Below are 18409 nucleotides of genomic sequence, written 5' to 3'. Positions count from 1 at the left end.
CCATCGGTCCCACAGCCATTCGTCAGACATCCGAACCCAGTGCGACCTGGCAACGCACATGAAGAAGCAGAGTGCGTTGGCGCAATCAGCGTCCGGTCGTGGGTCGTGCTGGAAGGGGGTTAAGCCGAGACCGTGATGACGCGCGGGTCGCCACGCCCCTGCACGGCCGCCCACTCCTCGGCGCTCAGCAAGCTCTGCGGATCGACACCGAGCCCTTGAGCGGCCTCCGCCGCGACGTGCGCCCACGTGCAACGGTTCGCGAACAGCATGCCGGCCACATCGAGTGTCCCGCCGCGCGCCTGGTAGCCCAAGGCACGGGTCTGCCGCGCCCCTGTATCGATCCGACGCATCAGGCCCAGCGTCGGCTCGGGTCGCATGTGCGAGACGATGACGCGCACGGCGGCAGTCTCCGGGAACAGGGCGCGCAAGGCCTGGTCGCCGGCCACAAAGTCCTGCTCGCGTTCGTCGCGGGGTGCTCTGAAGCGGCCCGGCTCGATGACGCAGGTCACTGCGGTCCGATGTCCAGCGGCTTCGAGGCGCCGCGCCGCAAGCAGGGCCTGCTGTAGCTGGTATGCGCCGATGGCAACCAGCAACACGTCGGGGGCGTCGCAGGGCTTCACCACCCAACCACCCTGATCGACCAAGCGTTCGGCCTGCTCGGCACTCAACTGGCTGGCGACGGCCCGCTTGGGAACGACCAGCGTCCAGAACTGGCCATGCGAGGCGTAGGCCGCGCGCAGCGCCGCAACGGCACTGTTGGCATCGACCGGGAACAACACGCGCGAGGTGTCGGACATTTCGCCCAACAGCGCTTCGGCCAGCGTCGGATCCTGGTGCGACTGCTCGTTCTTGCCGTTCTCCCAGGTGTGGGACGTCGCAACCGTGACCACCGACAGCCATCCGGGTGGTGTGCCTGCCTGCGCCTGATGTCGCGCGAACAGGATTTCCTGGCGCAGCGCGCCCAGCATCTTGACGGCAAATGCCTCGTAAGAGACGACCAAGTTGATGCCGCCCTTGTTGCCCAGCGCCGCGCTGACCACCGCTTCTTCGTTGAGCGCCGTGATCACGGCGCCATCGACGGCCTCCGCCAGGCCCGGTTCGGGCGTGAAGACGCGGTGTTTGAGCAGGTCCAATGTCTGGCCCATGCGGTTGCTGCGCAGCTCGTCCGGATTGCCCACCCGCGGACGCAGCTGTGGGTTGGCTTGGACGAGGGCCGCGAAGGCTCCGTCGAGTGCCGCCATTGGCGAGACCTCGCCCTGGCCCGCAACATGCCACTGCGGAACCGGAAGTCTGGGGGCCGCCACCTGGCGGTGCGCCAGGGCATGGTCCCGCTCCAGGGGACGATGCTGCACTTCGTGCCGGCACAGTAGTGCCACCGCTTCGTCGAGTTCGTGCGACGGCACGAAGAGAGCGCGAGCACCCTCGTTGAATTGCTGAAGCGCTATCTGGTCGACCCGGGGGTTCCCCTCCAGCGGCAGGTTGTGCGCGGCATTGGTTCCAGCACCGGGGAAGCCGAATCCTTTGGGCGCTTCGGCGATGGTGTAGTGGAGGGGTACCGGGTACTGAACGGTGCCCTGCGAAACTCCAGCCGCGCAGGCCGACAACCGCTCCTCCATCGCGTGAACGGCCCAGGCGAACGCGGCGGGGTCGGTGCCGTCGATCTCCATCGGGTCGAAGCCGTTCAGCCGCAGATGCTGGTGGAACCATTCTCGGCCCCCCTGCTGCTGCATGGTGCTGCGCTGTTCGATGCGGCGACCGTTGAGGATCATGAACGGAGCCACGAAGCCGCTGTCTTCTGCCCGCCACCAGCGCGGCGCCCAGTCACTGCCACGCTGCTCCTCGAAAGCGCCGTCGCTGAGGAACACCACCAGCCGCTCGCCGGGCAAGGGCATGTGCACGTACTGCAGTTCGGCAAAGCCGAGATAGCCGCCCTCGGACAGACCGCCTGCCGTATTCGGGCCGACGTGGCTGCCCAGCGGCGAGGCGGGACGCCCCTGTGCGTCGATCGCGTAGCTATAGAAATCCCGGGCAAAGCGCGTGAGGCCGCTTTCGCTGCGGTCGTATCTCTCGGCGTGGCGCGGCGTCATGTTGCCCACCAGAAGGTTGCAGGCATCGATGCCCGCGACGCAATGGCCCTGGCCCATCAACCAGCCACGCGTCAACCCACTGAGCGCGTTCGCGGCCAGGTAGCCGACATAGGCCGGCACGATGTTCAGCGACCCACCGGTATGCCCCTCCGGCGTCTCCTTGAAATCCTCGGCTCTCATCCCCCGGCCATCGGGATAGACCCGGTCGGCATAGGTCATGTGAACCGTCAACCACATGCCTGCCACGGCCAGGCGGTCCGCCGCCCAAAGCGTGCGATACACCGCGGTTGTGTCGCTCGCCTTGCCTTCGGCAACCAGCACCTGTGCGAGATCGTGGACTCGCAGTTGCGTGAGATCGTTGTGGGTGATGGGGCCGTGGCCGCGCGCCCAGCGGGCGAACTCGGGATCAGACTCGCGGAACACGCGGACGCGCTCGGCGACCCAGGGAAGCTCGTGGTTCATGTGGAAAGTCCTTGAGAGCCGGTACGCAGGTAAGCGCGACGGCGAGATTGGGAAGGCTGGCGTCTGCGATCGTCTTTCGCGCGCCAGCGGCACGGCCATCTAGCGTTCATGGCTGGTGTTCTCCATAAAGATCAGAGCGGGTCAAGGGCACGGGCCAGCTTCCGCCGTCGCGTTTGGACGCGACGATCTGGTAGATCCCAGTTCCCCCGGCCTCGAATTCCAGTGCACACGCCGCCATGTACAAGCGCCAGATGCGGAAGGTCACCTCATCGACCTCCCGCAAGGCCTCCTCCCGGCGCGCTTCGAGCCGCTGGACCCAATGACGCAAGGTCAGCGCGTAGTGGGGTCGAAGACCTTCGACGTCATGGATCTCGAAGCCGGAGCGCTCCATCCCTAGCTGGATATTGCTGACGCAGTCCAATTCGCCGTCGGGGAAGACGTAGCGGTTGATGAACTCGGTCGCGACGGTTCGGTTCCAGCCCTCCTCGTCATGGGTGATCCCATGGTTGAGGAAGAGTCCTCCTGGCCGCAAAACCCGCTGGACCACGGCGTAGTAGGCCGCTAGGTTCGCGAGTCCCACGTGCTCGAACATGCCAATGCTTGACACCTTGTCGAAAACGGCCGTGCCTTCGAGGTCACGGTAGTCGCGCAGTTCAACAGTGACGAGATCCTGCAGGCCCTCCGAGCGGATGCGCTCGCGCGCGTATTCAAGTTGCTGTTGGCTGAGCGTGATGCCGTGCGCACGGACGCCATGTTCTCTTGCCGCCCAGCATACGAGCGCGCCCCAGCCGCAGCCGATGTCGAGCAGGCGTTCGCCTCGCTGCAGACGCAGCTTGCGGCAGATGTGCTCCAGCTTGTTGCACTGAGCCTGGTCCAGCGTGTCATCCGTCGCCTTGAAATAGCCACATGAGTAGACCCTCTCGGCATCGAGCCAGAGTCCATAGAACGCGTTGGACACATCGTAGTGAAAGGAGATCGCGGCCTGATCGGTTTGACGCGAATGGCGATGGGAGAAGCGACGTGCGACGCGCGAGGCCAGACTCCGCGAGGGCTTCAACCCGTCCTGGTCGGACACGCGCAGCAGCAGTGCGTCGCGCAACAGGGCCAGTTTGTCGCGCCAAGAGAGCGAAAACCTCTCGAAATGCGCCTTGAGCCCGAGCGCGGTGTACAGGTCTCCCTCAATGTCGATGGTGCCGCGGAAATAGGCTTCCGCCAGCAGCAGCGGATCCGGGCGCAGGACCAAGCGACGCAGCAGACCCGGGTCACGGATGATCAGGGTGTATTCCGGGTGCGATTCGAGCTCGTGCAAGAGCATATCGCCCAGACGCAACGCCGGCGGGCGCTCGATGCCGGCCAGCAGCCGGCGCAAGATCCGTAGCGCGGCGGCATATCCGTCGGGCGATACGGTTCGATCCCGTGTCGTGAGGTGGCTCATTGGGGGCGCCTCGCTCGCTCGTGTGCAGCGGATGCTGCGAAGTGGATAGACGACTCATACTTGGCGCTGGCGTGATCGGCACGACCACAACCGCTGCACCGCATGTACGTAGAGCGTCGTGATGCCGGGGAATGTCGACGATGATCAGAGCGATTCATGCGCGTACACGACGGGACTTCGCGCGCACCGAATTGCGCTGAACGTCCGCATCCGCTCCTTCGATCAAACCGCAGACGGAATGGCCATCCGGGACGCCGTCCGGCAGCCGCTTCCAGTCGCGCTCTGCCTGCTGCATGCGGCGATGCAAATCTGTCGCCTCCTTCAGCCGCCGGGCCTGCTCGTCAAGCCGTTCGCTCAGCAGCGCCCGCGCGCGCGGACAAGGCGATGCACCGCGCTGGCTCATCTCGACAAACTCTGCAGCGTCCTTGAGCGTGAAGCCGAGGGCCAATGCATTGCGTATGAAACGAACCCGGGCGACGCTTCGATCCGAGAATGCGCGGTAGCCGTTCGTGCCCCGGCCATCGGGCACCACAAGCCCCACCCGAAGGTAGTGACGCAACGTGTCCGGTGTGACGCCTGCCGCCTTGGCGCATTCAATGAGTTGCATCACCATCCTCCAGCAAGGTTGTCTTGAATCCCTTCACTTTCGAGCGAGTTTGAACCCAGGTGCTGCACATGGGTCAAGGGCCCGGTGTCTGAACCGCTCCGTTTCTTCCTTCAACGTGCGGTTGGATGGGCAACTGGACCATCATCGGCGCGAGCATCAACGGGCGTGGCTCCCGGCCCGGAGGAAGAATTATCGTGGTCTTGTCCCAGTTCATTGCCTATACCAAACCACTTGCCTGGTCATTCAGCGCTCGGAACGTCTCACGCGCGATCGCTAACTGCTCGCGTGCTTGAACCACCAGCACGGCGACGGCGGATCGGGATGACTGCAACTGGGCGACTTCAGTGTTGGGCGAGTAGGCGCGATTGCGCTCTTCGTCTAGTTCCAGGCCGATGAACTCCAGGCCATCAACGATGCGCCGACGCAACGCGGCCGAATTTTCTCCAGCTCCGCCAGTGAAGGCCACAGCATCGCAACCGCCCATCGCGGCGGCGTAGGCGCCGATGTATTTGCGCACGCGGTACGCGTGAACCTGCATTGCCAGTTGGGCGGCTGCGACTCCTTCTCCCGCGCGCTTCTCCACAATCCGCAGGTCCGAACTCTCACCCGACAATCCTTTGAGTCCACTGTCGCTGTAAAGCGCCGCCTCGATCTGCGCCAACGTCAAACCCAGTGCGCGTGCGACGAAGCCGGGTACGCCAGGGTCGAGGTCTCCACAGCGCGTGCCCATCACAAGACCTTCAAGCGCGGTCATTCCCATAGATGTATCGACCGACCTTCCGCGATCGATCGCGCAGACGCTGGCGCCGCTTCCAATGTGGCAGCTCACGATACGAAGTTCTGACGGCGGCCGTTTCAGCTCGGTGCTGACGGCGGCCAGTACACCCTGGTGGGACAGGCCATGGAAGCCGTATCTCCGTACCCCTGCCGCGCGCCACGATGGCGGAACAGCATAGGAATGGGCGTATTCGGGCATGTCGTCATGGAAAGCGGTGTCGAAGACCGCGACGTGGCGCACGCCGGGCCAACGCTCACGGGTCAGGCGTATGCCGGCCAATGCGGCAGGATTGTGATGCGGCGCCAGAGCCGAAGCCTTGCCGATCTCGCGTTCGACTTCTTCATCCACGAGCACCGCGTTGCTCAACAGTGGGCCACCGTGTGCGACGCGGTGACCAATGCCATCGAGCGTTGTGACACCCGCCCTGTGCAAGTGCCGCTCGATCTCCTCGAAGGTCGCAGCATCCACCGCAGGATGATCAATCGCCGAGTCGATCAATGGCAAGGTACGAGCCGACTCGAAAACTCCGAACTTCAGGGTCGCACTGCCGGCATTGATGGCGAGGACGCGCATGTCGGAGCTCCGTCAGCGCCGGTCAGTGCCGACGTCGCCGCCATTGGCAACGTTCATCAGATCGAATTGCCAAGTCTCGCTCGGCGCTAGCAGCACGCGAGGCCGCCGATCAGGCCCATGCTTCCGATGCTGTAGCGCCGTTGCTGGCGTGGTGATACGGGAGAATCCAACTTTGATCCGTGCCTGGACGACGCTGAAAAGCGAAATCGGCCGTGGCAGGCGCATCGCCTCCGACAAGGAGCGTGCTGCTTGCGACCCGTGAGCGTCTCTTTTTGCAGCCACAGTGGAGGGTCGTTCAGTTGGCATAGGCCTGCTCGAACACAAGCTCAGCCCACAGGTCCCGGCTCTTGCGCCATGATTCCATGGCCTGCCCAATCGCGTCTGCACCAGTTCGCTCAAGCTGATACCAAGGATTTTCGACCCGATGGGGATCCTGCGCACTCCACTGCTCAAGCCATCGTTGCACCCATGGCAGCAGCGCCAGGGCCGGGGTCACCTGCTCGGACCAGACCTTGCGACTGACGCGCATGGGGTGCAGCGCGCGAAGTTCACGAGCCGAGTCGGGGGTGACGGCGAAGCGGACCCACGGCGACACCCACTGCGAATAGAAGCGCTCGGTGATCTCCGAGAGTGCTTCGACCTTGTCGAACCCCGCCGGGTTGGCGTCGTAAGGCAGGTCTTCCAGCCGCCGCGGCTGGAACTGCGCAGCGGCGGCCGACTCCGAAGAGGCGCTGTCCTCCAGAACCATCTCGTAGAGTCCAGGCTTGAGTGCCTGGATCGATTCGGCATGATGCAAGATGGCGCGGTGCTCGCGTCGCGCCACCCCCGCGGAGACGAAGATGCCAAGGTGGCCAACATGTTGGTGCAGCAGGTACACCACGCGCTGGCCCGCCGCCACCAGGTCTGCGGTCGTCGGATATACCGCTTTGAGCCAGCCGAGCGCCTGGTGGGGCGGTGTGATGTTGTCGCCGTTGGAGCAAAAGACCACCAGCGGTGCGCCAATGCGGCTGAGATCCGCGCGGCAGTGGCCATCGACCACGACCTCGCCGCTCTCCAGGTGATTACCTACGAAAAGATCGCCTGCGATCGACAACATTTCCTCGCGGGCAAGCTGGTAGAAGCCATTCCACCAACGCTCGAACTCCAGGAAGCGATCGCGCTCAGTCTCCGGCTGCGCGAAGAGCGTGTCGTATTTCTTGAACACGCCCTCGGGCCGCAACGCCTCGAAGTTCTGGACCAGCCAGGCACCGTCGAATCGCCCGGCGCCGAGGTCCGACGCCCAGTGCGCCGGCCAGATGCCGCCCGTGAGCCCACCGAGCAGCCGCATGGGGTTGATGCCTCTCTCGCCTGCCCAGTACGACAGCGGCGAGCCATTGAGCACTGCCAAGGCGGCACGGTGCTCGCAGTGCGACAGCGCCAGCGTGATCGCCCAACCGCCTTGGCAGTTGCCGTAGACGATCGGGGCCTTGCCTCGGTGGCGCTTGGCCACCATGTCGATGAATGTGGCCAGGGTCTGGACGACTGCGCCCATGGTCTGGCCCTCGACGGGCTCCGGATCGAACACTACGAAGTACACGGGATGGCCTTCGAGCAGTGCCATGCCAACTTCAGAATCGCGTTTGAAGCCGCCAATGCCAGGGCCGTGGCCGGCGCGTGGATCGACCACCAGCACCGGCGCGGCGCCTTTGCGCACATGCTTCTCCAAGGCGTCGGTGCCACAGCGAGTGACACGCAGGAGCCGGTAGTTGCTCGCCGGTTGCAAGTCGTGGCCGTCAGCCACCTGCTCTGACTCGAAGTGGAGCAGCGGCGGCATACCCGCCGCTTCGTGTTCGGTCATGTTGTTGGCGCGCTGTCTCAGCGCTTCGCCGGACGCGACGGTCCGCCACAGCATGTCGCCCCAGTAGGCAGCAAAGAGCCCAAGCGGTGCGGCGGCGATACCCTGGGAGTTCGTGCGTGCGTCCATGGCGTCGATCAGCGGCAGCAGCAGCCGCCATGCCCCTTTGAACGGGCAGCGGCCGGCGCATGGGAGGCACCGGCACCCGCCGCAATGCCCGGCGAGGAATCAGCGGATGCCTCGTAGCCCGCGGCAGCTAAGGCCGCGATCAGCTCAGGCGTCTTCTGGGCCGTCTGGTCGCCGGTGACACTCGCTGCGCCGCGAGCGAGATCGACATGCACGTCTTGCACACCAGCTACGCGCTTGAGCGCCTTGCTGACCGAGTTCGCGCAGGAGGCGCAGGTCATGCCGGCAACCTTGAGTTCGATGGTTTCCATGATGATGCTCCGGTGGTTTCAGTGGTGGTGCCCGGACTGGTCGACGGATTTCGGGCGGCTCCGGTCGTCTGATTGGCGCGCAGGCGAACCCCCTTCATCGCCCCGAGGCGGCTGATCTTGATGGTCATGACCGCCATGTGCGCCGTGACTGCCATGGCCGAAGATGTGCATCAACGGACAGGCGAGGATGAAGAGGAAGGGAAGCAGTTGCAGAAGATGGGCGTTGTGGCGGTAGAACATCCAGGCAACGGCGGCGGCGAGGCCGAGCCACAGCAGCCACTGGTTGATGCGAGACCAGTTCGGGCCGTTTCCTGTGCTCTTACTTCGATCGGGCGGAATATTCATGGCGATGCTCCTTCGTGAAGTTGACCCTTGTCGATTGGCGAGATTCCCGCATTCGAGTGCCGTGCAGGGCGCTGATCAGGCCCATCCATAAAACAGGTATGCCAGAAGAATGGGGCTGAACACCGGAGATTTCCATGGCCCCGCTAAAAAGTCCTCGATAGTTTCTGAGCATGATCGACCCGTGCCAAATGTGGCTTGTTAAGCTCAGCATAGAGCTGAGGTGAAGGCAGTACCTTGATCTTGATCAAAAAGACTCTCTGTACCCAGCTACGGGGTACATACCCCGCGCAGCGAACCAGCAGACCAGCTCACCTCAGGGGCTCAGCGCACACCGCCAAGTGAGCGCGCGACAGATGTGCCGAGCAGGCAGACGTTCGGCACCGATCGGAGGCTATCTACGAACGGTGTCCGGAACTGTGACCGGATCGCGGCCGAGCAAAGGCCCTCGCGTGCGGTGTGGACGTAGCGATGGGATACACAAGCGCATGATGTCGGCGCCTGCCGCTAGGACTGGGCACGTGGCAGTCACGGAGAAAAAATGTCCCGCTCGCGTAGCAACGTGGCCGGCCGGGTAGATCCCAGAATCAGGCAAAGAGATACGCCAGTTGGCTGGACGGACCGCAGCGCCCTCGGACTACTGCCGCAGATGGGGCAATACCAAGTCAAACCTGGTGACAAGCTCACTGGAGGTCACGGCAACGGAGCCACCATGTGCCTCCGCAATCGATTTCACGATGGCAAGGCCAAGACCGGCGCCCGCCGTATTTCGTTGCCGTGCCGGATCAACTCGGTAGAAGCGGTTGAAGAGCTTTGGTAGATCGCGCTCAGGAATTCTCTCACCGGGATTGACCACACTGATCGTTGTCCACTGCTCATCCTGCGAAAGCAAGACCGTGATGCTCTTGCCGCGAGGCGTGTGTCGAATTGCATTCGAGAGAAGATTGTTCAGCGCCCGGGTGAGCATTTCCCGATCCGCCGCTATGCTGCCGATCGCCCCTTTAACACCAAGCGTAATGCCGCTATCTTCTGCCAGCGCCTCGAAATAGTCGAACAGACTCCGCACCAATTCGGACAGATCAATGGTAGACAGACGCAAGTTGCGGGGATCATTTTCCGTTTGGGCAAGAAACAGCATGTCACCAATCATGCGTCCCATCCGATCAAACTCTTCCAAATTTGAATAGAGGATTTCTCTGTATTCCTCGTTGCTGCGCGGCTGGCCAAGCGCCACGTGAGTCTGCGTGACCAGGTTGGTGACGGGCGTGCGCAACTCGTGCGCGATGTCTGCGGAAAAGTGTGATAGCCGGGTGAAGCCTTCCTCGATTCTCGCCAACATATCGTTGAAGGCGAATACCAGTTCCGCCAGTTCGATCGGCACATCCCGAGGATCCAGCCTCACATCCAGCTTTGAAGAGCGAATCGCCCGAATCTCTTCATTGACCTTGCGAATCGGCAGGTGGCCCCACTGCACCGCCAGCCAAGCCACACCGAGCGCCAGACACATGACCAAGCCGGTTGCCCACCAGAGCATGCGCTTGAACTCCGCCAGGAAGTCGAGATGAAAGCCGATGTCCATGGCAGCGACGATGCGGTAGCCGGGCGCCGCTGAATCGTCAGCAGGCAGTTGCAGCACCACACCTCGATATGACCTCTGATCCTCCTGCCACACGATCAAATCGTCAGCGGTGATGCGGTTGACCAACTTTTTGCTACTGGCAAGTTTAGACAGGTCAGGACCGGGCGTGGCATAGATGCTATTGCCAGCCCCATCGTAGACGCCGTACGTCATCCCATGATGTCCTGCGACTGCGTTGGCCAAGTGTTGCTTCAGTTCGTCGCTTGCGATGTCACTTGCAAGCTGGTGCAAGGGCTGAGCCAAAGCGGTTGTCACTGCCTCCAGTTCGTGGGCATCCTGTTGAGCAAAGTGGTGCTCCAACGACCGGAGAATGACCCAATTGAACACAAGAAACACCAAGGTCGTGGCGATACCAACGAGGGCCGTGACCCTCAATGCAAGCGACGCTGGACGGCTTTGCCGCGGCTTATGGCGCAGGGGCATCATCGGGCGCATCGAGCGTGTATCCCATTCCACGCACGGTGTGGATGAGCTTCGGATTGAACGCATCGTCTATCTTCGCGCGTAGACGGCGGATGGCTACATCGATGACGTTGCTGTCGCTGTCGAAATTCATGTCCCATACCTGCGACGCGATCAGAGAACGTGGAAGGACCTCCCCCTGGCGACGGGCCAGGAGCTCAAGCAACGCGAACTCCTTGCTGGTGAGATTGATGCGTTGGCCAGCGCGCGTTGCGCGCCGGCGCGCCAAGTCCAGCACCAAATCGGCAACCTGGATGCGATCAGGCTGGCTCGGAGCGCTTCCGCGTCGCAGCAGCGTCCGCACCCGCGCCAGCAACTCAGAGAACGCGAATGGCTTGACGAGGTAGTCGTCCGCTCCCAGTTCCAATCCCTTGACACGGTCGTCTACACCGCCACGCGCCGTCAGAAAGAGCACAGGGACCTGTTTACCGGCATCTCGAAGGGCACGCACGATGCGCCAACCATCGACATCCGGCAGCATGACATCCAAGACCACCAGATCGTATGTCTCGCCCATGGCCAGGTGGTGTCCGTCCAATCCGTTGCGCGCCAGATCCACGACGAATCCCGCCTCCATGAGACCTTGGCGGACGTAATCCGCCGTCTTGTTCTCGTCTTCAACGACCAGCAGTTTCATCGCATGTCCCATGAAATCGCTACGGCGCGGAAAAATAGCCGCTCACGATGTACGCATTCATCCACTTTCAATCAGCAATTTACTGGTTGCCAGCTTCCACGAACATGACACGAACATTACATGAATGTAATTCAGGGGTCATTCGATGGAAAGTGCCCAACCCATAGCATGACCTGCATTGCGTCGAACTGTGCCGCTCAGGATGGGGTGGCGTTTAGAACGACTTCCGAGTCATCTATGGAGGATTTCAGGCCATGCCGCCTCGTTCACCCTTTTTTATCGTGCCCACACAGGGCCTTTCTCGTCGGCGTTTCGTCCAAGGGTTAGCCGCCGGCGGCGTTCTCGCTGGGCTGTCCACGCCGGCGTTCAAGGCATTTGCCCAGCAAGGCTCCGCGACGCGCGGTGCCGCCCCTGTGCTGAAGGGCACCGAGTTCGACTTGGTGATCGCCGAATCGCCCGTGAACTTCACGGGCAAGCCAGGCGTGGCTACGACCATCAACGGCTCGCTGCCGGCACCGACATTGCGTTGGCGCGAGGGTGACACCGTCACAATCCGTGTAACCAACAAGCTGCGTGAAGCCACATCCATTCACTGGCACGGGATCATCCTGCCGTATCAGATGGATGGCGTGCCGGGCATCAGCTTCAATGGCATCGCTCCCGGCGAGACCTTCACGTACCGCTTCAAGGTTCAGCAGAGCGGCTCCTACTGGTACCACTCGCACTCCGGCTTCCAGGAACTCACGGGCATGTACGGGGCGATCATCATCGACCCCGCTGGCGCCGAGACCATCCACGCCGACCGTGACCACGTGCTGCTGTTCTCGGATTGGACCGACGAAGACCCGATGCGGGTGTTCACCAAGCTCAAGTCCCAAAGCGACTATTACAACTACAACCAACCTACCGTCTTCGACTTCTTCCGGGACGCCTCGCGCGAAGGCACGGCCGCTGCGATCGACAAGCGCAAGATGTGGAACGAGATGCGGATGAATCCGACGGATCTCGCAGATCTGTCTGCCGCCACGCTGACCTATCTGGCCAACGGCGTCACCCCCGCCGGCAATTGGACGGCGCTGTTCCGACCGGGTGAGCGCGTGCGGCTGCGCATGGTCAACGGTGCGGGCAACACCTTCTACGACGTACGCATTCCAGGACTGAAACTCACGGTGGTGCACGTCGATGGTGTTGACGTGGAGCCGGTGACCGTCGATGAGTTCCGATTCGGTCCTGGCGAAACCGTCGACGTGATCGTCCAGCCACGGGATGACGCTTACACGATCTTCGCCCAGGCGATGGACCGGACAGGCTACGCGCGTGCCACGCTGGCCGTGCGTGAAGGTCTTCAAGCTCCCGTGCCTGCCCTCGATCCGGTCGAATGGCTGACCATGAACGACATGATGGGCGGCATGATGGGGGGCATGGACCATGGCGGGTCCGGCCAGGCCATGGAGATGACCGGGATGACGGGCATGACGGGCATGACCGGGATGACCGGGATGGGCTCGGGTTCGATGTCCGGGATGGATCATGGGGCGATGGCAGGCATGAATCACGGCGCCATGAACCACGGTGGCATGGCGATGGATCACAGCCAACACGCCGCGGCGGCGGGGGGACTGGCCGTGCCCAGCACTACTGCTCGCCACGCTCGCACCGAGTATGGTGCCAGCACGGACATGCGCGTTGACATGGCGCGCACCAACCTCGATGACCCCGGCATCGGACTGCGCAACAACGGTCGGCGCGTGTTGACCCTCGCGGATCTGCATACCCCGTCGGGGCCGCTGGACAAGAGAGGCCCCGGCCGGGAGGTCGAACTGCACCTCACGGGCAACATGGAACGCTACGCATGGTCCCTGGACGGGCTGGAGTTCGGAAAGTCCACGCCGGTGCACTTCAAACACGGCGAGCGGCTGCGGGTCATTCTGCACAACGACACCATGATGACCCATCCCATGCACCTGCACGGCATGTGGAGCGAGCTGGAAAGCCCCGACGGTCGCTTCCTTGCGCGCCGCCACACCCTGCCGGTGCAGCCGGCACAACGCATCAGCTTCCTGGTGACAGCCGACGCGCTCGGCCGCTGGGCGTGGCACTGCCACCTGATGTTCCACATGGATGCCGGCATGTTCCGCGAAGTCGTGGTGTCTTGAACCCAGCGCACAAGGAAGACCAAGAATGTCCAAAGCACTCCCCACTCGCGCACTGGCCACGACGCTTCTGGCCCTGGTAAGCGTCGCCGCCCAGGCACAAGCACAGAACGACCATGCAGCGCACGGCCAGGCCGACGCTCAAACGGCCGCGCCATCCACTCAGACCGTGGCTCCTGCCGCCGACCCGCACGCGGGTCACGCGACGTCGGCGAGCGGCTCGACCGCGGCCCCGGCCATGGATCACGGCAACATGCAGATGCAGGGCGGGTCGGCGCCTCCTGACGCCCGCGATCCGCATGGCTACTCCAATGGCCTGACATTGGGATCGGGCGACTACGCCGTACCCGGTGTGCCGCGGCTGATGCTGGCCGACGAACACAGGTTCTTTTCGTTGCGCGGCGAAACTCTGGAACGCCGCTTCACGCGCAAAGGAGACGACTCCACGGCCTACGACCTCCAGGCGTGGTATGGGACGACCTACAACAAGGCCGTCGTGAAGGCCGAAGGCGATATCGCCAAAGGAAAGCTCGAAGAATCGCGTACCGAGCTTCTCTGGGGGCACGCCGTCGCACCGTACTGGGACACCCAGCTCGGCGTTCGGGTGGATAACGGGGAAGGCCCGAGCCGTCAATGGTTGGCTTTCGGCATCCAGGGCCTCGCCCCCTACTGGTTCGAGCTGGAGGCGACGGGCTACGTGGGAAGTGGTGGACGTACGGCGCTGCGTGTCGAAGGCAGCTACGAGCTGCTGCTGACCCAGCGACTGATTCTGGAGCCTCGCGCCGAGTTGCAGTTTTATGGCAAGGACGACCCGGAACGCGGTATCGGCAAGGGCCTGGCCGAAGCGTCTGCTGGCTTGCGCCTGCGCTATGAATTCAGTCGCCAGTTCGCCCCCTATATCGGCGTGGAACGGGCGGGCAGCTTCGGACGCACCGCGGACTATGTGCGTGCCGAAGGCGGCCGTGCGCAGCAGACGCGCTGGGTGGCTGGCGTGCGATTCTGGTTCTAGAACCTAGCGGGTTTGATCATCTGATGAGAGGCGATCCATGAACATGCACCACGACAGAAGCCAGGGCAAAGTGCCGAGACGCCAGGCATTGATCGCTGGCTTGTTGGTGATGGCACTCGCAGGACCGAGCCTGGCGCAGAGCCGACCGATTGCCAAGGTCTGGAAGGACCCGAGCTGCGGATGCTGCAAGGACTGGGTCTCACACCTGCAAGGCGCAGGCTTCGATGTGCAGGTTCTCGACACCGGGAACACCGCAGCGCGCACGCGGCTGGGCATCCCGCAGAAGTACGGTTCTTGCCACACGGCGCAGATCGGCGGCTATGCCATCGAGGGTCATGTGCCTGCCTCGGACATTCAACGCTTGCTGCGCGAAGCCCCGCAGGCCATCGGCCTCGCGGCGCCCGGCATGCCGGTCGGTTCGCCCGGCATGGATGGTCCGGCCTATGGTGGACGCAAGGACGCCTACGACGTGCTGCTGATTGGGAAAAACGGTAGCAGCACGGTCTATCAGTCGCATCGCTGACCATCCATCAACCCTTCTCCGTGGAGATATGCCATGCAGCATCAGCACACACAGACCCCCAGCGATCGCCCCCGGTTCTGGCGATCGCGCTACGGCGTGGCGTTCCTCATCATCGCCGCTGTCGCCGCGTATTTCCTGCTCAAGGAGCACACGGCACATGTTGCCGGCTATCTCCCCTTCCTGCTGCTGGCGGCTTGTCCGCTGATGCACCTGTTCATGCACCGTGGTCACGGCCACGGCGGACACGATCATGCCGCGCGTCAGGGTAAGGAAGGTGCCGCAGCCTCCAAGGAGCAGAAGCAATGAGTCGAGGCACTCGCACCGTGCGAGCACGCGACGCCGCGCTTGTCTCCTTGCGCGCCTGCGGCCTGCTGCGATCACCAGACACCAAAGGTTAACGGCGGAGGGCACTTGTCACTATGAATTCACCCAGCAAGTCTTCAGGACATGAGCACGCAGGCATGGCGGCGGGTGCCACAACGTCCGGCCCGCATACGCACCACCATCACGCCAGCCATGCTGGAAGTGACGACGCGGGCGGGTCCTCAAGCCACACGCAGCCCGATGCCGCGACGCGAGATCCGGTGTGTGGCATGGCGGTCACGGCGGCGTCGGAGCACCGTTCCACGCACTTGGGGAACACGTACTTGTTTTGCAGCACCGGATGCAAGGCCAAATTCGACGCCGATCCGGCGCGATATGCCAGCGGTGACGCGGGCATAGGCACAGGCAGCGGCCATGCACCGCATCACCATGCCAGCACCGCAGTTTCACCGGCCCCGGCGGCATCGCCAACCGCACCCGGAACCATCTACACCTGCCCGATGCACCCGGAGATCCGCCAGGATCATCCGGGAACCTGCCCCAAGTGCGGGATGACGCTGGAGCCTCTGCTGCCCGACCTCGATGACGACAACCCGGAGTTGCGTGACTTCTCGCGTCGCTTCTGGTGGACCTTGCCGCTGACGCTCGTGGTCTTGGCGCTGGCGATGCTGGGCGAGCGGCTGCACCTGATGGACATGGCTACACAGAGCTGGGTCGAGTTGGTGCTGTCGTTGCCGATCGTGCTGTGGGCCGGCTGGCCCTTCTTCTCCCGCGGCTGGCTGTCCGTGGTCAACCGCAGCCCGAACATGTGGACACTGATCGGCCTGGGAACGGGTGCGGCATTCATCTACAGCGTTGTGGCAACCGTTGCGCCGGAAGTGTTTCCAGCTTCCTTCATGTCCATGGGACGGGTCGGCGTGTATTTCGAGGCCGCCGCCGTCATCATCTCGCTGACACTGCTCGGCCAGGTGCTGGAACTCAAGGCCCGCTCCCAGACTTCGGCAGCCATCAAGTCGCTGCTGGGGCTGGCACCCAAGACGGCGCGGCGCATCAATGCGGACGGCAGCGAGGAAGACGTGCCACTCAGCCATGTGCACGTCGGCGACCTGCTGCGCATCCGACCCGGCGAGAAGGTGCCGGTGGATGGCATCGTGCACGAGGGCAGCAGCTCGATTGACGAATCCATGCTGACCGGCGAACCGCTGCCCGTCAGCAAGCGCGTGGGCGACAAGGTCATCGGGGCCACACTCAACACCAGCGGCGCGCTGATCATGCGTTCGGAGCGGATCGGCTCGGACACCGTTCTATCGCAGATCGTCCAGATGGTCGCCCAGGCGCAGCGTTCCAAGGCACCGATGCAACGCATGGCCGATGTCGTTGCCGGCTACTTCGTGATGGCCGTCGTCGCCATTGCGGTAACGACGCTCCTTGTATGGGGATTCTTCGGGCCACAGCCCACCTGGGTCTATGGACTGATCAATGCGGTGGCCGTCCTGATCATCGCCTGCCCGTGCGCGCTGGGTCTGGCCACGCCGATGTCGATCATGGTCGCAACGGGCCGTGGCGCCACGCAGGGCGTGCTGTTCCGCGATGCCGCGGCGATCGAGAATCTTCGCAAGGTCGATACCCTCGTCATCGACAAGACAGGAACCCTGACCGAAGGCCGACCTGCTTTCGATCAGGTCGTCGCAGCCCCCGGCTTTACGAACGATGAGGTGCTGCGTCTTGCGGCCAGCCTGGACCAGGGCAGTGAACACCCCCTGGCCGACGCCATCGTGCAGGCCGCGCGTGCCCAGGGCCTCCAACTCGTGAAGCCTCAGAGCTTTGAATCGGGAACCGGCATCGGCGTGCGCGGAAAGGTTGAGCACCGGCAACTGGCGTTGGGCAACACAGTGCTGATGGAACAGTCTGGCGTATCGGTGGAACCGCTCGTACCCCAGGCCGAAGCTCTGCGCGGCGAAGGGGCCAGCGTCATGTACCTGGCGGTGGACGGGCAGCTCGCGGGCTTGCTCGCCGTGTCCGATCCGGTCAAGGGCAGCACCCCCGAGGCCCTGGCCGCGTTGAAGGCTGCGGGCCTGCGGGTCATCATGGCCACCGGGGACGGGCAGACCACCGCCAAAGCCGTCGGTGCACGCCTAGGCATCGACGAGGTGCATGGTGAGGTCAAGCCGGCGGACAAGCTCATGTTGATCGAGCGACTGCAGAAAGAAGGACGCATCGTCGCCATGGCCGGAGACGGCATCAACGACGCGCCGGCCTTGGCGAAGGCAGACGTGGGCATCGCCATGGGAACGGGAACCGACGTGGCGATGAACAGCGCCCAGGTCACGCTGGTCAAGGGTGACCTGCGTGGCATCGCTGTCGCTCGCACGCTCTCGGTGAGTACCGTGCGCAACATGAAGCAGAACCTCATGTTCGCCTTCCTCTACAACGCGCTGGGCATCCCCATCGCCGCCGGGGTTCTCTATCCCCTCACGGGCTGGCTGCTGTCGCCGCTGATCGCAGCATTGGCGATGAGCCTGAGTTCGGCGTCGGTCGTTGGCAACGCCTTGCGCCTGAGAGCGAGCCGACTGTGACCGGATTTTCTTTCTGAACCTACAGGAGCCTGCTATCGCCCAGCAAACCGTTTCTTTCGTTCCACGCCGTTGCAAAGGTGCGAGCCTTATCTCGGCATTTCGTTCTTAAACCACACCTCACACATCCAGGTAGAAACTTCTATGACCCGTTCACATTTCATCGCCAAGCTCGTCGCGCCGATCGCTGCTGGTCTGTTCGCCACCGCCGCATTCGCGCATCCTTCGCTGGTGTCTTCAACGCCGGCCGACAAGTCGCAGGTTTCTGCGCCAGCCACCATCGAACTGAAGTTCTCCGAGACGCTGGTGCCGCAGTTCTCCGCCGCGAGCCTTGTCATGACTGGCATGCCGGGAATGGCGAGCCATGGCCCGATGAAGATCAACGCCAGCGTCGCGGCTGCCGGCGACGGCAAGACCATGGTCATCACGCCGGCACAGGCGCTCCAGCCCGGTGACTATCGCGTCGAATGGCGTGCCGTCTCCTCGGACACGCATCCGATCACGGGTAACGTCACCTTCATGGTGAAGTAAGCC

At 63.3% G+C, this 18409-nt stretch carries 15 protein-coding genes; 6 read left to right on the top strand and 9 right to left on the bottom strand.

The window, feature by feature from the left end; translation table 11 throughout:
• Positions 1–119: 119 nt before the first annotated feature.
• From HV742_RS06955 to HV742_RS06915, 9 genes are all read right to left on the bottom strand, one after another.
• The gene (locus HV742_RS06955) at positions 120–2549 is read right to left on the bottom strand and encodes a phosphoketolase family protein (RefSeq protein ID WP_023098520.1); all 2430 of its coding nucleotides are present in this window, start codon (positions 2547–2549) and stop codon (positions 120–122) included.
• A gap of 106 nt (positions 2550–2655) precedes the next feature.
• Positions 2656–3984: a class I SAM-dependent methyltransferase gene (locus HV742_RS06950; RefSeq protein ID WP_023098519.1), complete on the bottom strand. Its 1329-nt coding sequence runs from the start codon at positions 3982–3984 to the stop codon at positions 2656–2658.
• Between the two features lie 154 nt (positions 3985–4138).
• A complete protein-coding gene (locus HV742_RS06945) occupies positions 4139–4591 on the bottom strand; it encodes a MerR family transcriptional regulator (RefSeq protein ID WP_009516039.1) in 453 nt (150 codons plus the stop codon).
• A gap of 217 nt (positions 4592–4808) precedes the next feature.
• On the bottom strand, positions 4809–5942 hold the full coding sequence (locus tag HV742_RS06940) for an acetate/propionate family kinase (RefSeq protein WP_003090282.1): 1134 nt from the start codon (positions 5940–5942) through the stop codon (positions 4809–4811).
• A 295-nt stretch (positions 5943–6237) separates the two neighbouring features.
• The gene (locus HV742_RS06935; protein WP_023098518.1) at positions 6238–7905 is read right to left on the bottom strand and encodes a DUF3141 domain-containing protein; all 1668 of its coding nucleotides are present in this window, start codon (positions 7903–7905) and stop codon (positions 6238–6240) included.
• A gap of 8 nt (positions 7906–7913) precedes the next feature.
• Entirely contained in the window at positions 7914–8213 is a 300-nt protein-coding gene (locus tag HV742_RS06930) for a heavy-metal-associated domain-containing protein (protein ID WP_003090284.1), read from the bottom strand.
• Between the two features lie 18 nt (positions 8214–8231).
• Positions 8232–8558, bottom strand: a complete 327-nt coding sequence (locus HV742_RS06925; RefSeq protein WP_003090285.1) for a DUF2933 domain-containing protein — start codon at positions 8556–8558, stop codon at positions 8232–8234.
• Positions 8559–9192: 634 nt separating this feature from the next.
• Complete coding sequence (locus HV742_RS06920) at positions 9193–10617, bottom strand: Cu(+)/Ag(+) sensor histidine kinase (protein ID WP_003121551.1); 1425 nt, start codon at positions 10615–10617, stop codon at positions 9193–9195.
• Positions 10601–11293 (bottom strand): heavy metal response regulator transcription factor, encoded by a 693-nt coding sequence (locus tag HV742_RS06915; protein ID WP_003097513.1) that lies wholly within the window; start codon positions 11291–11293, stop codon positions 10601–10603. The genes HV742_RS06920 and HV742_RS06915 overlap by 17 nt, the downstream gene beginning before the upstream one ends.
• A 254-nt stretch (positions 11294–11547) precedes the next feature.
• Between HV742_RS06915 and HV742_RS06910 the strand changes: the two genes are divergently transcribed.
• The 6 genes from HV742_RS06910 (at position 11548) to copC (ending at position 18406) form a co-directional block, all read left to right on the top strand.
• Positions 11548–13449, top strand: a complete 1902-nt coding sequence (locus tag HV742_RS06910; RefSeq protein ID WP_003097515.1) for a copper resistance system multicopper oxidase — start codon at positions 11548–11550, stop codon at positions 13447–13449.
• 25 nt (positions 13450–13474) lie between these two features.
• Positions 13475–14455 (top strand): copper resistance protein B, encoded by a 981-nt coding sequence (locus HV742_RS06905; protein WP_005408883.1) that lies wholly within the window; start codon positions 13475–13477, stop codon positions 14453–14455.
• 37 nt (positions 14456–14492) lie between these two features.
• Positions 14493–14978 (top strand): DUF411 domain-containing protein, encoded by a 486-nt coding sequence (locus HV742_RS06900; protein ID WP_023098517.1) that lies wholly within the window; start codon positions 14493–14495, stop codon positions 14976–14978.
• Between the two features lie 33 nt (positions 14979–15011).
• A complete protein-coding gene (locus tag HV742_RS06895) occupies positions 15012–15284 on the top strand; it encodes a DUF2933 domain-containing protein (protein WP_003097518.1) in 273 nt (90 codons plus the stop codon).
• A 113-nt stretch (positions 15285–15397) separates the two neighbouring features.
• A complete protein-coding gene (locus tag HV742_RS06890; protein ID WP_071535739.1) occupies positions 15398–17878 on the top strand; it encodes a heavy metal translocating P-type ATPase in 2481 nt (826 codons plus the stop codon).
• Between the two features lie 141 nt (positions 17879–18019).
• Complete coding sequence (copC, locus tag HV742_RS06885) at positions 18020–18406, top strand: copper homeostasis periplasmic binding protein CopC (RefSeq protein ID WP_023098516.1); 387 nt, start codon at positions 18020–18022, stop codon at positions 18404–18406.
• Positions 18407–18409 lie beyond the last annotated feature (3 nt).

Origin of the sequence: Achromobacter ruhlandii, from assembly GCF_902859695.1 — a bacterium.
In the GTDB taxonomy this organism is placed as follows: Bacteria; Pseudomonadota; Gammaproteobacteria; order Burkholderiales; family Burkholderiaceae_B; genus Achromobacter; species Achromobacter ruhlandii.
Note: the sequence above shows the minus strand (reverse complement) of the source record. Positions and strands in the feature narration are given on the sequence as shown.

Coding starts and splice junctions, on each gene's coding strand:
- HV742_RS06950 (WP_023098519.1), bottom strand. CDS start 3,984: ATGAGCCACCTCACGACACGGGATCGAACCGTATCGCCCGACGGATAT.
- HV742_RS06900 (WP_023098517.1), top strand. CDS start 14,493: ATGAACATGCACCACGACAGAAGCCAGGGCAAAGTGCCGAGACGCCAG.
- HV742_RS06905 (WP_005408883.1), top strand. CDS start 13,475: ATGTCCAAAGCACTCCCCACTCGCGCACTGGCCACGACGCTTCTGGCC.
- HV742_RS06945 (WP_009516039.1), bottom strand. CDS start 4,591: ATGCAACTCATTGAATGCGCCAAGGCGGCAGGCGTCACACCGGACACG.
- HV742_RS06930 (WP_003090284.1), bottom strand. CDS start 8,213: ATGGAAACCATCGAACTCAAGGTTGCCGGCATGACCTGCGCCTCCTGC.
- copC (WP_023098516.1), top strand. CDS start 18,020: ATGACCCGTTCACATTTCATCGCCAAGCTCGTCGCGCCGATCGCTGCT.
- HV742_RS06915 (WP_003097513.1), bottom strand. CDS start 11,293: ATGAAACTGCTGGTCGTTGAAGACGAGAACAAGACGGCGGATTACGTC.
- HV742_RS06940 (WP_003090282.1), bottom strand. CDS start 5,942: ATGCGCGTCCTCGCCATCAATGCCGGCAGTGCGACCCTGAAGTTCGGA.
- HV742_RS06910 (WP_003097515.1), top strand. CDS start 11,548: ATGCCGCCTCGTTCACCCTTTTTTATCGTGCCCACACAGGGCCTTTCT.
- HV742_RS06955 (WP_023098520.1), bottom strand. CDS start 2,549: ATGAACCACGAGCTTCCCTGGGTCGCCGAGCGCGTCCGCGTGTTCCGC.
- HV742_RS06935 (WP_023098518.1), bottom strand. CDS start 7,905: ATGGACGCACGCACGAACTCCCAGGGTATCGCCGCCGCACCGCTTGGG.
- HV742_RS06890 (WP_071535739.1), top strand. CDS start 15,398: ATGAATTCACCCAGCAAGTCTTCAGGACATGAGCACGCAGGCATGGCG.
- HV742_RS06895 (WP_003097518.1), top strand. CDS start 15,012: ATGCAGCATCAGCACACACAGACCCCCAGCGATCGCCCCCGGTTCTGG.
- HV742_RS06925 (WP_003090285.1), bottom strand. CDS start 8,558: ATGAATATTCCGCCCGATCGAAGTAAGAGCACAGGAAACGGCCCGAAC.
- HV742_RS06920 (WP_003121551.1), bottom strand. CDS start 10,617: ATGCCCCTGCGCCATAAGCCGCGGCAAAGCCGTCCAGCGTCGCTTGCA.